Raw genomic sequence first — 13,003 nt, forward strand, 5'->3', positions numbered from 1 at the left:
GTATTTTATCTGAACTCCCTAATAAATAAAAACATTATTACCTATGTTTATGGCTACGTAATAAATTCTTTTTTCGTTTTGGAGATACTTCAAAATCTTAACTTGATGGTGATGTGGCGCTGCCCCACATCCATCAACTTAAGGATTTAGACTATTCTTGAAGTTAAAAGCACGTTACTATTCTCTTATGTTAATGAGAAAGGGTGACGTGCTTTTTATGAATATGCATCAAAAACAAGAGTTGTCTTTATTTGCCGAAGAGTTATATCGCTATATGTCTCCTGCTACACTTAATCAATTAGCTATAGAAGCAGGCGGAATGAAACGAAAACGTAAGTGCCATGGGCACCATTTTTTATCTTTGTGTGTATGGTTAAATCAACAAATCGCTACTACCTCTCTTACTCAACTTTGTAGTCAATTAGAAACTTCAACAGGAATTTTATTAAGTCCTGAGGGACTTAATCGGCGATTTAACTCGGCTTCTGTAGCCTTCTTTCGAACTGTATTTACTACACTTCTACAAGCTAAAATTGGGGGATTATCTAAGATTTCTCATGCTCTTTCTACTTACTTTGAGCGTATTCTTATCCTTGATTCTACAACATTTCAAGTGCCGGATCGATTTGCATCTACTTATCCTGGTGCCGGAGGATGTAGTCATAAAGCTGGTGTAAAAATTCAACTGGAGTATGACTTGTTGAGTGGAGAATTTTCTGATGTGAAAATTGAACCAGGAAAACGAAGTGATCAAGCGTATGGTGCGACTCGAACAGGTATGGCACAAAAGAATGAACTATATATTCGTGACTTAGGATATTTTCGTTTACAAGACTTTAAGTCTATTCAAGATAAGCAAGGATATTATTTATCACGTCTTAAGTTACCAACTAAGATATATAGAAAGGAATTCGAAACAGTCATATTTAAAACAAAACCCGCTCAACTGAGGCCGGTATATATACAAATTCATTTGGAAGACATTATGAACCAATTACAACCTGGCCAAGTGTATGAATTACATGATGTATATGTAGGGAGCAAAGACAAACTACCTACTCGCATTGTGGTTTATAAATGTACGGAGGAGCAAAAACAAAAACGCCTACGTGATCGAGCTATTCGTGAAAAGAAAAAAGGAATTACATATACAGAGCGTACGAAACTTTTACAAGGAATTACGGTATATATGACAAACATTCCTACGGAATGGGTACCAAAAGAGAAAATCTATGATTTATATTCACTACGTTGGCAAATTGAACTGTTATTTAAAATATGGAAATCCTGGTTTCAAATTCATCGTTGTAAATCTATTAAACAAGAGCGATTAGAATGTCATCTTTATGGACAACTCATTAGTATCCTATTATGTTCTTCTACAATGTTTAAGATGAGAGAACTCCTATTACGTAAGAAACAGAAAGAGCTAAGTGAATATAAAGCGATGTACATAATTAAAGATTATTTTTCACTTTTTCACCAAGCATTACACAAAAACACCCAAGAGCTATCAAAGGTTCTCCTTCGTCTGTTTAACCTCCTACAGCGCAACGGACGAAAATCTCATCGATACGAGAAAAAGACAGTCTTTGACATTTTGGGTGTTGTGTATGAGTATACCACTTCTACTCATCAGGTAGCATAGTAAAAAAATTCAAACCCGTCAGGGTTTATTTGATATGCCTACTTTTATAACATCTATAAACGATAATAAAATATTACGTGAAAAGACCCCATTTTGTATAAAAATATACCTTAAGTTGATGGATGTGTGGCGCTGCCCCAAGAAGGGACTCGCTTTTCGCGATCCCCTTCCACTGTGCTTTATAAGCTCAAAGTCGAGCATATCTTTTTAGAAGTCCAATTTATCCAATAAAAAAAGCACTCATTAAAGAGTACTTTTAAACGCATTATCAATAAAATGATATCTAAAATAAATAATTACTTTAATGAATAAGTACAAGAATTACCATTATTCACAAGGCGTAACCTATTATTATCTCTTATCATTTTAACAGTAGTTTTTTCTTCTTCACTGCTTTCTGTTGTTTTTCCATTAATCTTAAGATCAGTAAGTTTTACTTGGAATTCATCCTCAAATATTCTTGTATATTGTAACTCCGCAGTTTTCTTATCTCCTTCTTTAGTGAGTCCTTTCCATACCATCTTATCTTTCCCTGAAAACACGATTGTAGGTGGACATTTTGTATTAGCCTTGTCTATCAATTCCCAGGTACCATTAAACCTATACCCATTTTTACTAGATTCATTATTATTTCCACATGCACTTAAGATTAAAATATAACCAACTGATATAGCAATTAGTTTCTTTTTCATAATACGCCTCCAAATATAAATTTGTACCAATTATGAAAATAACTATTCACTTAAGAACATATTATTATATTTATTCTTCCATTTATCTATTTATTCCCCTATATAGTTTGTCCATAGTGGACAACGTCCTATAAGAAACTCTATTTATTTTTAACGAAACTAACAGAAATATGATCAAAAATTAGTTTCCAAACCCATTACTTAAAAACAAAGTACTATAACAAGCATTAGATACTGTCTATATAACATCCTTAACGTACGAAATTGTTCACTGTTTATTCAAACTACAGTGAACAAAAAAATGAACCTAAACAATCTTATTCTTCAAGACTTTAGGACAACTTATTTTCGAAAAGGTACAATACCACATTTTAAAACAAAAAATAGTTATATATTGGAATTCCCATCATATATCTGTCTTATGCTCTATATAGGAGGGACTGTTGAAAAATGGGGAATAATCACTTTCATAATGTGTTTACTGTGAAACAAGAACATTTGGGACAAGTTCTTAAATTAAAGAAATTCTTTGAAGAATTGGATATGGATTTTAATGATTTCACTGATCCTCGCACTCTAGTCAACGTGCTAGAATCAAATCGTGATATAAACTTTTTGAAGTCGTCACAGGAAGCAATCATCGGAGGAGAAGCACTTCAAATTTCAGAATTGATTGAGAAAATTAGTAATCTGATTATTAAAGATATTTTAGCATTTCCTACTTATCATTGGGGAGAAAGTATAAACCAAGATATTGTAAGTCAGGTGACCGATGCTATTACTAACATGTTTATTAATTTAAATAAGCAAGATGCTGAACCATGGATCTTCTGGTATAACACTGGAAGTGTTTTTCCAAGATATACTTATAATATTTTAATCGCTATAGATACTCAGGACAAAGACTATCTTACAGACGTTTTAGCCATTAGTTTTGATGTTTTGGTTGTAAAAAAAACTAAACAGGAAGTTTGTTCTTTCACAGTTAATGATAGTGCACAATGCCTTATAATGATGAAACATATGCTTGTTGGGATTAAATTTGAAGATGTTTATCCCTCGTAACCCCCACCCCTCTACTTATAAATAGAGGGGCGGTTTTTTTTTGCTACACTCTTATATATTTTGAATCACATAGACCTTCATATATATAGCTCTTCCTGGAATGGATGGTAAATGCTCTAATCCGGACTGATCAATTACAACTTCTGACGCTGTAGGTGTAGGCAAACGGAATCCCAACTTAGCATTGGCCATTTGTTTTACAACTCTCGGTAATGTATCACCAGTTGGATATTGTGTACAAAAGACGATGCGGAAACCAAGTGCTCCCCCAACTCGTGCGATATGACTGAGCATATATTGACATTTCTCTAACATTTGGTTTTGTCCTCTTGGTAACCCTTTTGAAGGCGCAAGTACTGCTCCTTCGTCTACTACAATGAAATACCGGTCTTTTTCTTTTGTATGGACAATGTTCTTGATTCCTCGTTCTTTCATATATTTACCATGCTCACTCATCTTCTCCATAACTTTTATCAGCATAGCATGAGCTTGTTCAGGTGTTTCCGCAATGGATTCGACTTGTTGTAATTTCTTGTATTCGCTAAATTCTAGCCCTTCTTCCTTCAAATCGATGAGATAGAAATGAGCATGATTCGGATTCGCTGATGATAAGGAAGCAAAAGTTGTTGAGGATGCAAAATTACTTGAGTCTGGGGCAAGAAGTTATATAACCCAATATGATGACGGACTTGTGCATGTAGAAAAAATGTATAATGAAATTAGAGCTTCAACTTCTGATGTTTCAGGAATTGTTAAAAATACCGGTTGGAAAGAAGCAAGAATCAATCGTATTAAAGAACATCTTTTATGAAAGAACATGATCTTGATCGAGGATTAGATAGGTTTGACCCTGATTTTGGAATTGCAAGAGCTTGGCAACGGTTAGAAAAAGGTATTCATCATGAAAATGACATAGAATTACCTAAACATGAATACTTTGAATCTCGATTTGAAGGAATTTTTAAAACTAATTATAGAACAGCGCATGATAGAACAGTTGATTCTGGAAGACCATGGGAGTCCCCAGAAACTGAACCTATGGTACCTTTTGATGAGCATTTAAAAATTCCTCTTGATAAAGCATTTGATTAAGGAGTGTTAAAAACAATGGGAAGATATCCAACAATTGTAGTAACTAAAGAAAATGAAGATAAAGAAAGTGTAATTTATAGTTTTGGCCCACATATTGAATCTTGTAAGAATTATCCAGATCGTTATAGCAGATGGAATTTTAAAGTTTTAAAGAATGAAACTAACCCCGATGAAGCATTTGTTTTACTAGATGATATACCGGAGAAACATATTTCTCTGTTGTATAAATGTGTTCATAAAGTATATACTCATGTACTAGAAAATGGTGGTATAGAAAATATGAATAACATTGACTTTCCGGAAAATTTTGAGTTTATCGTGTAATATTTATAATCATTAAACATTTGGCATAATAATTCTAAGAAACCGACTCTTTAATAGGAATCGGTTTCTTTTTCATGCCGTTGCTAGGTTAATAGACGTTTACATAGGCTTCGTTTGCAGTAACATAGTATGTTTTGCCCTTACTGTTGTGTACTTTGTATTGTGGTGAACCATTAATAGTTACCTTTGCATCGATTATAAATACTATACCCACCTCTACTATTTAAGCCATATCTAATCTCTTTATCTATCATTTCATTCCTGGCAAAGCCCTTTCTCTCATTATGAACTCTCCCCCACCGACTGAAGACTGTAAAAACACACATGTTATAAAAAGGAATTTCCCAAGGAAAACATAGCCAATTATTGCTATAATTAAATTCGCAATATTTTCCCAGGAGTGTTCCTATGAAGAACATTAGGATAATAGACATACATACTAGGCACTCCCCTTCCTTAATACGTTCATAGAAATATAGAAAGGGTTTATGCGATGGGACAATTTCAAAGTAATTTTCAAGCGGCACAACAAATCGCTACGCAGATGAGAGCAGCTTCGAATACGATCCAAAGTGCGATAAATCGTTCTATAACAAAGGCGACGCGTACTACGCTATCTGTTAATTCCAAAGCACAAGAAGCGAACCAACAAGCTTTAGATTTAACGAAACATTTTTGTGCCGCCTTTCAACAAGCGGTCGATAATATTCATTCGGTAGCCAAAGAGTTCGAGAGAATGGATAACGAACTTCACAACACTTTTCGCTAATGTGACAACCTACGTAAAGGTAAAACGGTAGGAGGAAAAAAATGAGTCAAGATATCGAAAAACAAATCAATCAATTAAATCAAAAGTAAGTCATAGAAGATTTATTGAAAATGGAATTGTTACAGGGAAACCAAATCAAGTTCCAAAAAAGTAAAAGGAGAATTATATGGATTTAATAGATTTTAAGGACAAAGGTCTTAAGTATGATTGGAAAACTATTTATACTGGTGTAAATAAAAAATATTTTGAACCGAATGTCATTTCTGTTTATGCGGTGGAACTAATGGAAGCTGGTGATGATGATGCTTTTGTTAATGAACTAGCTTGGGGAATAGATTCTAATGATTTAGATAAAATTTTGTTTGAAATTAAAGATTCCTATTTTCCTAATTTAGAAGAAAATAGTGAAGAATTACAGAATGAGAATAGGAAACCAAGATTTGTTTACTTATCTAAGTTAAAAGAAAAGATTACTGATGAAGATGAACTATTAAATAGAATTGCAGAGTTTTATGATAGACATGATTATCCTGAAGATATGACAAGTTTTATTACTTATATGCCCCAAGATACCCCAACTACGAAGAAAGATTTACTAAATAGGTTTTATAAATTTTTAGATTCAGAGAAAAAATTTATTGACTAACTATTTTGCTAGATTCTGAGGGCAAGAAAAGAACTTTTTGAAGAACAAGTCTTCTTTAGGATTGGATATTTCAATGAACCATGTTACCTGGCTTGGAGTAAGTGAAGAGAAAGTTACAAATGGACAATAATAGTAGACATTGGTCCCGATCCTGAAACGGGCAAAAGACGCCAGAAATGGTTTTCAGGATATAAAACGAAAAAAGAAGCACAAACCGATATGGCTAAAAGAATCGTAGAAATAGAAGAAGGCTCGTATATCGAGCCCACAAAAATGAGAGTACGTGAATTCTTTATTCAATATCTTGAAGCTAGGAAGATAAATCTTAGAGAAACCACGTACTATAACTCTAGTAAACATATTAATAATCGTAATATACCAAAACTCAGTAACATTCCAATGCAAAAATTAAAGGGTATAGATCTTGAAAAATTTTATAGTGATCTATCAGAAAGTATGAAGCCCACTACGGTACGAAGTATACATCAGATTATTCGTACTGCCCTTTCTTATGCAATGAGACATAAAATTGTTTAAAAAAATGTTGCGGATGTTGTAAGTCCACCTAAAGGGGTAGAAAAAACAGTAAACACTTGGTCTGAGGAAGATGTACTGCGTTTTTTAAAAAATGCTCAGGATAGTCGTTATTATGTAGCTTATCTTCTTGCAATCACTTGTGGAATGCGTAAAGGTGAAATACTAGGTCTACAATGGAAAGACATTGATTTTGAAAGAAGAACATCATGAACGAATAAATGTAGAAAAAGAACGGCACGGAAGTGAATATAACGACTATGATTTAGTCTGCCCTACCATTAACGGAAATCCTTGCAATTTCAGAAGTTTGACACAGCTCTGGAAAAAGCTTATAAAGAAAAGTGAGGTTCCTGATATTCGGTTCCATGATCTAAGGCATACTCATGCAACTCTAATGTTGAAACAAGGTATTCATCCGAAGATTGTAAGTGAACGTTTAGGACATAAAAGAGTAGGCATCACATTAGACACCTACTCACATGTCGTACCAGGACTTCAAGAAACTGCGGTGGACCAATTTGCAAACGAATTGTTCGGAAATAAAACCGTTCGTTAGAAATTCGTTAGAAGTTTCGATTTTTTAATGAAATTACCACCTAAAAAAATACAAAATAAAACAATTGTAAAGGGAGCGAAAAACATGAAAGAAATCAAGTCTGAAAAGGAATTCAAGGACATTATCGCAAGCGAGGAGCCGGTAGTAGTTAAGTTCTTCACTACATGGTGCCCAGATTGTGTACGTATGGACAACTTTATCGGAGATGTAATGGAAGAGTTCCAGAAATTCGAATGGTATTCTATTAATAAAGATGAGTTCCCAAGTATTGCAGAAGAGTATCAAGTAATGGGAATTCCTAGCTTATTAGTGTATCAAAATGGTGAAAAACTTGGTCATTTACATAGTGCGAACGCAAAAACAGAAGAGCAAGTTACTGAGTTTTTAGAAGCATACTAAAATAGAAGAAGTGCCTCTGAAATATATTCTTTCAGAGGCACTTTTTCTATTTTAATGATTTTCTTTCGTAATTACTTAGTCATTTCTTCAGAAGTGTAATAGGTTATTTCCTCCTGACCAATATACATTAGGGTACTTCTTTCTCCTTCATCTCCAAGATACATCTCCATTTTTATATGTAATTAACAAATCATATAGCAGATTACTAATCCCCTTTAATTTTTGTTCATCTTCATTCAATATTCATACAATAATCTTCATTTAAACCGCCAAATCCTTTCGAAATAGATATCGATAGCATAGAAATATCTTGCTTCCTCATTGGACGACTTACACCCTGTGATACTAAGGATCGTAAAAAGCAGATAATATTTTTCGCATCTCCCCCCTTCCTTATATCGTAAAGGAAATCCGATGAAATTTTCACCTTTTCTCCCTTTGCACTTTGCACTTTGCAACATATTTTTCCTTTACGAAACTTTGTTATCCCCTACTTAAAAAGCTATAAAGCGTCAACAATGTTTGTATAGACCCACACGAGTTTCGTTTGATACTCTATTAATAGAAAGAATTTCCTAACAGAAAGGTGAGTGATCGTTATGAATTCACTTTCTAATAAAGAAGCTGATAAAGGAGCTATTGTCAGCATTATCGCCTACATATTTTTATCATCACTGAAAATCGTAATTAGCTACATCGCCCTTTCCAGTGCATTACGGGCGGATGGTTTAAATAACTTAACAGATATTGGTGCTTCTTTAGCTGTATTAATTGGTCTTAAAATTTCTCGTAAGCCCCGTGATCCAGATCATCCATATGGACATTCACGTGCAGAACAAATCGCTTCACTTGTTGCCTCTTTTATTATGGCAACGGTTGGTTTAGAAGTTATCGTAAGTGCAATTCAATCGTTTTTCAATCCGCAAAAAACCGCACCAAATGTACTTGCAGCATGGGTTGCCTTATTTTGTGCTGTCGTCATGTACGTCGTGTACAAATATAATAATAAAATTGCGCAGCGAACAAAAAGTAAAGCATTAGAAGCCGCTGCAAAAGATAATTTATCAGATGCTCTCGTGAGTATAGGTACAGTTGTCGGCATTGTAGCATCACAGTTCCACCTGTCTATCCTCGATCCAATTGCGGCGTTAATCGTTGGCCTTATTATTTGCAAAACTGCGTGGGACATCTTTACAGAAGCTTCTCATATGTTAACTGACGGCATTGATCCGGATAAAATGGAGGAATATTCACAAGCTGTCAGACTCGTTTCTGGTGTTGAACATATTGTTGATATTCGCGCACGTATGTATGGAAACCAAACCTATGTGGATATTACGATTGAAGTAGATGCCCATATGGACGTGAGTAAAAGCCATCATATTACCGATACAATTGAAGAAATGTTAGAACGAAAATTTGGAATTTTACACACTCATATTCATGTTGAACCTATGCAAAAAGAACCTATGATGACATAGGTTCTTTTTTGATGAATGCTTGATGAAACATAATACATAAAACAAGCCAACTTCCACCCGCTGCCCAACCCGCTAATATATCGGATGGATAATGGACACCGAGATATACACGGCTAACAGAAATAGAAAATATAACAAAACATGTAATAAAAATAAGCAACAACTTTTTATGCAGTGTAATACGATGTTCTGTGATTGTTACATAGGCGATAAACCCTAAAAATGCTGTAGCATTCATCGTATGGCCGCTCGGAAAACTATACCCTGTAGCTGTAACAAGCTGCGTGACATCCGGTCTTGGGCGTTCGTACCATAATTTTAAGAGGCTGTTAAGATAACGGGATCCATAATAATTAACGATTAAAAATAACGCACTTAACAACTTTTTTCGAATGAGAAAGTACATTACAACTATGATTAATAATGGAAAATATATTTTTTTTGAACCAATATAAGACATCCAGGTAAAATAAGCTGTCAAATAATCGTTCCGAAAACCTTGAATAAATTTGGAAATAACATCATCAAATCTCTCAACACAAGCGGTATGATACGAAAGTGATAATCCGACAAAACAAATGAGTAACGTACTTAACAAGTATACATGTCGATATCGTTTCACATACATAACCTCACTATATAAAAATAAGAAATGGAGCGGTTGTTTTAGTTTTCCTCTCCATTTCTTTTTTATGCATCATTTATTAAGAAATATAACTGTTAATTTTTTGCTGCATCGTTGGAATGTCTTCACGTGTTACAGTAAAACGAACAACTCTTTCATCTAAGTCTAATGCTTCTGAAAATAAACCTGCTAACCCACGTGCTTTTCTATCAACTTCCATAACAATATCCAGTCGATCATAAGCACTTGGTAAAATTAATAATTCCAATTCATCCAATTTGCCATAATATTGTCCGGAAACTGGAATGAACTCAAACTCTTGCGCAAATGGAATATTGGCACGTAAATGACGTGGTAATTCTTCACACTCCGCTTGACGAAGCCTAAATCCTAATTGTTTTACGCTATCTAAAACACTGTTTAATAACACATTCGGTAGCACCTGAATGTAATCACGATTACTCGGGTCAATACTGTGCTTAATATCAAGACCTGTATGAACCCAAACCGTTTTCATTCCAAATGTAAGTGGCGCTTCAATTGGCATTGAGAATGAAAATGGAATTTCTACTTTTTCATTTGGAGATATCGCAATAGGTTCGGTTAAACGTACTCGTTCTAGATCGAATGTAGCACTTACTTTTTTATCATCTACCTCTCGTATATACGATGTCGATAGTGTTAAATAAATGCTTTCAATTTGTTGATTGACTGATCCACCCGTAATATGAACCACACCTACAATTTCTTCTCCTACTAGATATTCATCTTTCTCAAGAACTGTATCCACTTTTGCATTTCCTATTCCAACGCTTGCTAAAAACTTTTGAAACATGTATCCCCCATCCTTTCTAATACATGGCGTACATCTTCTCTAACTTCTTGTATATTTTCATAATAAGGAGGCTTCATCCGTAGCATTCGCATAATAATCTCACAGTTTTCTTTCATTAGCTGTAACTCTTCATACCATGGCCTTTCTTCTTTTGCAGTAGATTCATAGCCAGAGTATAATAAAAATAATGTAAAGTGGCCTAGCGCATAAAAATCACTACGATAGTGAATTTCTCGCATATAGGCTTGTTCTCCTTCATAGGTAGATGCTCGTTCATCGATTTCTTCTATAAATCTGGCTAATCCAAAATCGATAATACTAATCTGCCCCTCTTTTATTAAAATGTTAGGAATTCGTAAGTCTCGGTGAATAATACCTTTACTATGAAAATAAGAAACTGGCTCAAGTACTTTATATAAAATCTGAAAAACCTCACGCTCTTCATATACATGTCCATCTTTGAAAATGAAGTCTTCAAAATTCTTACCTGGCATGTACTCCATTACAAAAAACGGCTGTTTTTTCCATATAAAGCCGTCATATAAGCGCGGTATTGCCGGATGATTTAACTGCTCTAAAATCGCTTGCTCCTGTGCGAATGACCTTCTACCTGACATATATTTTTGCTTACTTTGTCTTAACTGTTTCAAAACCCTTTTTTCTTTCGTTTGCAAATCATAAACGATATATGTAAAGCCATAGCTGCCCATTCCAATTACTGATTCAATTTTATAGCGCTGCGAGACAATTGTATCCATACGCAGCGGTCTATCAAACCAAGCGAGTATATCACGCCATTTCATCAACTACTTGAAAAAAAGCTGCGGCTTTTACGCTTTCTTTTATAATGCTGATGTCCATAGCCATGAGAATTTCTCCTCTTGTTATAATCACTACTTGAATACGAACGACCTCTATGACGATAATCACTACTTGAGTAGGAACGATATTTATTCTTCTTTCCTAGTAAAGAATCAATAATTTTTTTGAACATCCCTTCACCTCTTGTTTAAAATTTTCTTTTTATTATATCAATAATTACGTTTTATGTTTGTGACAAGTTTGTAAAGAAAGAATTTTGAAATGTAAAAAACGACGAGTAGATCCCGTCGTTACTTTCACCCTTCATCCTCATCAAACACTTCATCAATCATACATTTTTCTAGTAAATACTCAAATGTAATATCAGCGAGATCTTCAATCTCTTCTCGCTTTGGTACATACCCTCTCTCAATTAGTTGCTCATAAAAAAACTCCGCAATTTCTTCCGTATCAATTACGACTTCAATTTCCTTCATGAGCATCACCCCTTTATTTCTGTTTTATGAAGAAATTTCAAAATTATGTATACGAGATTAGAAAAATAGATTTTCTTTTCCATATCATACTTGTCTGTCATATCCTTTCACCTTGCAACATACGATGTAGTACAAGCTATTTGAAGGGGGAAATACGAATGGAATACCAATATGAAGTAGAGCAAAGAAAAGAAGAGTTCATGCATGAAGATAAATGGGCAGACTCTATCATTAAAGGGCTTATTATTTTTTTAACTATTGTAGGTATACCGTACACAATATATATTTTTGTTCAATTTCTTCTTGCTTTCTAACTATTTTTTCTCTGTTAATTTAACTAAATAATTATGGACGACATCCATAACAATTTTATATTCTTCATCTTGAAATGTTTCGTATAATAATTGATAGTCATTGTAAATATCTAATAATCCATCAATAATTTCTTGTCTACTCGTTTTAATACTCACCTTTTTTGAGTTGTTTATTGACTTCAATTTTCCTAAATCTAATTTATTCATTCCGGCTTTATCTTGTTTCATTTTTTTCAAGATTGCATTAGCAGTTTGTGCATTCGCAAGCAAAGTTAAATCTGATTCATCAGCCTCTAACCACTCACCATCTGTAATTCTTGATAATTCATATATTGTATCTTCCCAGGCATCATTTTTATACCGCCACACCTCTGTGCGAAACCCAACGATACGAAAAACATCTTTATCATATCCCGTAACTTGCACAAGATCACCGAACGTAAAATGATAGTGTAATTCAATCCATTCTGTTTCACCTTTTTTCATTTCTTGTTCCGTGACATGTTGAAGTGTTTGTTCCACGTAATATCCATCATGATTATTAACTTCATATACATAAACACCATCTAATATTTTCATATTTGTAATTTTACCAACGGTTCCATATAGCGTAATCACGACTATATCTCCTACATTATATTTAGGTTGTTTTTTTCTTGCCATTTATATCTCTCCTTTTTAAAGTCGTGATTTTGATACCAGTATATGCAAACGGCAGAAAA

General features: G+C 34.0%; 17 protein-coding genes and 4 pseudogenes. 12 read left to right on the plus strand and 9 right to left on the minus strand.

Going from position 1 to position 13,003, the window contains the following annotated elements:
• Window positions 1-217: 217 nt before the first annotated feature.
• Window positions 218-1,648, plus strand: a complete 1,431-nt coding sequence (locus MHH45_RS04765; RefSeq protein ID WP_051124587.1) for an IS4 family transposase — start codon at window positions 218-220, stop codon at window positions 1,646-1,648.
• A 296-nt stretch (window positions 1,649-1,944) separates the two neighbouring features.
• On the opposite strand, the gene MHH45_RS04770 is transcribed toward MHH45_RS04765, so the two are convergent.
• Window positions 1,945-2,340 carry a hypothetical protein gene (locus MHH45_RS04770; protein ID WP_016114770.1) on the minus strand — a complete coding sequence of 132 codons (396 nt, stop codon included), beginning with the start codon at window positions 2,338-2,340 and terminating at the stop codon, window positions 1,945-1,947.
• A gap of 450 nt (window positions 2,341-2,790) precedes the next feature.
• Here MHH45_RS04770 and MHH45_RS04775 point away from each other — a divergent pair, with 450 nt between their 5' ends.
• The gene (locus MHH45_RS04775; protein WP_016114769.1) at window positions 2,791-3,405 is read left to right on the plus strand and encodes a hypothetical protein; all 615 of its coding nucleotides are present in this window, start codon (window positions 2,791-2,793) and stop codon (window positions 3,403-3,405) included.
• 51 nt (window positions 3,406-3,456) lie between these two features.
• Here MHH45_RS04775 and MHH45_RS04780 read toward each other — a convergent pair.
• A pseudogene (locus tag MHH45_RS04780) lies at window positions 3,457-4,026 on the minus strand (FtsK/SpoIIIE domain-containing protein); the annotation flags it as partial.
• A 186-nt stretch (window positions 4,027-4,212) separates the two neighbouring features.
• Here MHH45_RS04780 and MHH45_RS04785 point away from each other — a divergent pair.
• Window positions 4,213-4,497 carry a hypothetical protein gene (locus MHH45_RS04785; RefSeq protein WP_016114767.1) on the plus strand — a complete coding sequence of 95 codons (285 nt, stop codon included), beginning with the start codon at window positions 4,213-4,215 and terminating at the stop codon, window positions 4,495-4,497.
• 15 nt (window positions 4,498-4,512) lie between these two features.
• Window positions 4,513-4,821, plus strand: a complete 309-nt coding sequence (locus tag MHH45_RS04790; protein ID WP_016114766.1) for a hypothetical protein — start codon at window positions 4,513-4,515, stop codon at window positions 4,819-4,821.
• A gap of 88 nt (window positions 4,822-4,909) precedes the next feature.
• Here MHH45_RS04790 and MHH45_RS04795 read toward each other — a convergent pair.
• Window positions 4,910-5,026: pseudogene (locus MHH45_RS04795) on the minus strand (N-acetylmuramoyl-L-alanine amidase); the annotation flags it as partial.
• Window positions 5,027-5,314: 288 nt separating this feature from the next.
• On the opposite strand from MHH45_RS04795, the gene MHH45_RS04800 reads away from it, so the two are divergent.
• The 7 genes and pseudogenes from MHH45_RS04800 (at window position 5,315) to MHH45_RS04830 (ending at window position 9,209) form a co-directional block, all read left to right on the plus strand.
• Window positions 5,315-5,590, plus strand: coding sequence for a TIGR04197 family type VII secretion effector (locus MHH45_RS04800; protein WP_077294315.1), 276 nt, complete (start codon window positions 5,315-5,317; stop codon window positions 5,588-5,590).
• A gap of 166 nt (window positions 5,591-5,756) precedes the next feature.
• Window positions 5,757-6,236 carry a DUF2247 family protein gene (locus MHH45_RS04805; protein ID WP_016114764.1) on the plus strand — a complete coding sequence of 160 codons (480 nt, stop codon included), beginning with the start codon at window positions 5,757-5,759 and terminating at the stop codon, window positions 6,234-6,236.
• Window positions 6,237-6,374: 138 nt separating this feature from the next.
• Window positions 6,375-6,431: pseudogene (locus MHH45_RS04810) on the plus strand (hypothetical protein); the annotation flags it as partial.
• 24 nt (window positions 6,432-6,455) lie between these two features.
• A complete protein-coding gene (locus MHH45_RS04815; protein WP_016114763.1) occupies window positions 6,456-6,773 on the plus strand; it encodes an N-terminal phage integrase SAM-like domain-containing protein in 318 nt (105 codons plus the stop codon).
• Between the two features lie 75 nt (window positions 6,774-6,848).
• Window positions 6,849-7,329: pseudogene (locus tag MHH45_RS04820) on the plus strand (site-specific integrase).
• A gap of 84 nt (window positions 7,330-7,413) precedes the next feature.
• Window positions 7,414-7,728, plus strand: a complete 315-nt coding sequence (locus MHH45_RS04825) for a thioredoxin family protein (RefSeq protein ID WP_016114761.1) — start codon at window positions 7,414-7,416, stop codon at window positions 7,726-7,728.
• A gap of 599 nt (window positions 7,729-8,327) precedes the next feature.
• Window positions 8,328-9,209: a cation diffusion facilitator family transporter gene (locus MHH45_RS04830; protein WP_016114759.1), complete on the plus strand. Its 882-nt coding sequence runs from the start codon at window positions 8,328-8,330 to the stop codon at window positions 9,207-9,209.
• On the opposite strand, the gene MHH45_RS04835 is transcribed toward MHH45_RS04830, so the two are convergent.
• The 5 genes from MHH45_RS04835 to MHH45_RS04855 form a co-directional block, all read right to left on the minus strand.
• Window positions 9,196-9,831, minus strand: coding sequence for a phosphatase PAP2 family protein (locus MHH45_RS04835; protein WP_016114758.1), 636 nt, complete (start codon window positions 9,829-9,831; stop codon window positions 9,196-9,198). The two genes, MHH45_RS04830 and MHH45_RS04835, sit on opposite strands and share 14 nt — an antisense overlap.
• A gap of 82 nt (window positions 9,832-9,913) precedes the next feature.
• Window positions 9,914-10,669: a sporulation protein gene (locus MHH45_RS04840; protein ID WP_016114757.1), complete on the minus strand. Its 756-nt coding sequence runs from the start codon at window positions 10,667-10,669 to the stop codon at window positions 9,914-9,916.
• Entirely contained in the window at window positions 10,651-11,472 is an 822-nt protein-coding gene (locus MHH45_RS04845; RefSeq protein WP_016132764.1) for a serine/threonine protein kinase, read from the minus strand. The genes MHH45_RS04840 and MHH45_RS04845 overlap by 19 nt, the downstream gene beginning before the upstream one ends.
• Window positions 11,472-11,663: a hypothetical protein gene (locus MHH45_RS04850; protein WP_016114755.1), complete on the minus strand. Its 192-nt coding sequence runs from the start codon at window positions 11,661-11,663 to the stop codon at window positions 11,472-11,474. Before MHH45_RS04850 ends, MHH45_RS04845 begins: the two co-directional genes overlap by 1 nt.
• A 124-nt stretch (window positions 11,664-11,787) precedes the next feature.
• Window positions 11,788-11,967: a YozD family protein gene (locus MHH45_RS04855; RefSeq protein ID WP_003197525.1), complete on the minus strand. Its 180-nt coding sequence runs from the start codon at window positions 11,965-11,967 to the stop codon at window positions 11,788-11,790.
• 158 nt (window positions 11,968-12,125) lie between these two features.
• On the opposite strand from MHH45_RS04855, the gene MHH45_RS04860 reads away from it, so the two are divergent.
• Entirely contained in the window at window positions 12,126-12,281 is a 156-nt protein-coding gene (locus tag MHH45_RS04860) for a DUF3930 family protein (protein WP_016114754.1), read from the plus strand.
• On the opposite strand, the gene MHH45_RS04865 is transcribed toward MHH45_RS04860, so the two are convergent.
• On the minus strand, window positions 12,282-12,944 hold the full coding sequence (locus tag MHH45_RS04865; RefSeq protein ID WP_016114753.1) for a hypothetical protein: 663 nt from the start codon (window positions 12,942-12,944) through the stop codon (window positions 12,282-12,284).
• Window positions 12,945-13,003: the final 59 nt, after the last annotated feature.

The organism is Bacillus sp. FSL K6-0042, from assembly GCF_038006685.1.
Taxonomy (GTDB): Bacteria; Bacillota; Bacilli; order Bacillales; family Bacillaceae_G; genus Bacillus_A; species Bacillus_A pseudomycoides.